Genomic DNA, 1,681 nt, shown 5'->3' on the forward strand with positions numbered 1-1,681 from the left:
TGTTAAAGTCACTTTAATTTCCCCAGGGTAGGGCACTTAAAAATCCCCACTTGGTTAGTCAATGAATAATTAAAGGGTTACCTTGTTTAAGAAATGACTTAAACAGGGGCCTGAGGATGAAGGGGATTGAGATGTATTACACAGTAAAGACATTATTGGATCAAGGATGGAGCATTTCCGGTATTGCCCGTGAGCTGGGGATTGACAGAAAGACAGTGAGAAAGATTCGTGAGAGAGTAAAGGACGGGGAGGTAAAGGTTCCCAGGATGCGAAAGAGGAGCAGGCTGGACGCATATAGAGAGGAAATACTTTCATATTTAGAAGAAGGGCTTTCTGGGGTTTTAATCCACCGCAAGCTTTGTGAGATCCATGGCGTTGAGATCAGCTATAGCGGGTTAAAGAAGTATCTCCGCAAGCTAAAGGTTGGCAAGGATGGCAAGATTCCAATACTTAGTCCCCCTGGTAAAGAGGCCCAGGTAGATTTTGGATATGCTGGAAAATTTTTAATCGAGGGTAAGTGGCGTAAATGTTGGGTGTTTTGCATGGCCCTTAGTTATAGCCGTATGAGCTATTACGAGTTGGTTTTGACCCAAGATACAGAGACGTTTTTGCGGTGTCACATAAATGCCTTTGAGTATTTTGGTGGAGTGCCAGAAGTTGTTCTGATAGACAACCTCAAATCAGGAGTTGTGAGGTCGAACTTTTATGAACCAGAGATTCAATCAGAGCATTCACGAATGCTTCAGCATTATGGTTCAAGCCCGGTAACTTGTAGGGTTAGGCGTCCAGAAGAGAAAGGGAAGGTAGAGTCTGGTATCAAGTATGTAAAAAGATCTTTCTTGAAGGGGCTTGATAGCAGGGAGCTTTCAGGAGCAAGAACAGAGCTCAAAAGATGGCTCGATGAAGTATGCAATAGCCGTGTTCATGGTACTACCCGCAAGCTCCCCAGGGAGGAGTTTGAGAGAACGGAAAAGAGAGCTCTTAAGCCATTGCCATTAAGGAGATATGAGGTTCCATTTTTATCCAAGCGAAAGGTCAATGCCTATAGCCATGTATACTACAAATATAATTATTATTCTGTTCCCTATAGGTATGTAGGCAAAGAAGTAAGTTTAAAGGCCACCTCCCACCTATTGCATATTTTTGACAAAGACCTAAGTGAGATAGCCGTTCATATAATCTCCAATGGCAAGGGGGAGTTTATAACAAATAAGAGCCACATTCCAGACTATAAGCTGCCCAAGCCCCGGTCCTATTATGAGGCCAAGTGTAAAGAGATAGGGCCATTTGTGCTGGATTTTTTAAACCATCTTGAGAAAGCTTTTCCCCAGAGTTGGCGGAGATCAATCCAGGGAGTTTTATCTTTAGGCCAAAGTTTTGACCCTGATGTATTAAACAAGGCCTGTGAAAGGGCCATACTTTTTGGAGCCATAAGCTATAGATCAGTCAAGAGGATATGCGAAAACGGCCTCTATGTTTCTAGTGACACAAGAGGATCAACAGTCACTGGATCAGGTTTTGCCAATGACTTGTCAATATATGACAGGTTGGCTGGAGGTGAAGGCCCATGGAAATAATAAAACAGCTTCAAGGCCTTAAGCTATCTGGAATGGCCAAGAGCATAGAGGCCAGAAACCAGTATGCCATTGAAAACAATCTCTCTTACCTGGATTTTATATCA

At 43.0% G+C, this 1,681-nt stretch carries 1 protein-coding gene; it reads left to right on the top strand.

The genetic code is table 11. The features are described from left to right. Positions 1-116: 116 nt before the first annotated feature. A complete protein-coding gene (istA, locus tag DBT_RS11615; RefSeq protein WP_067620891.1) occupies positions 117-1,577 on the top strand; it encodes an IS21 family transposase in 1,461 nt (486 codons plus the stop codon). Positions 1,578-1,681: the final 104 nt, after the last annotated feature.

It is taken from the genome of Dissulfuribacter thermophilus, from assembly GCF_001687335.1.
GTDB lineage: Bacteria > Desulfobacterota > Dissulfuribacteria > Dissulfuribacterales > Dissulfuribacteraceae > Dissulfuribacter > Dissulfuribacter thermophilus.

Bases quoted from the DNA above. Each gene is read 5' to 3' on its own strand.
- istA (WP_067620891.1), top strand. From the start codon at position 117: ATGAAGGGGATTGAGATGTATTACACAGTAAAGACATTATTGGATCAA.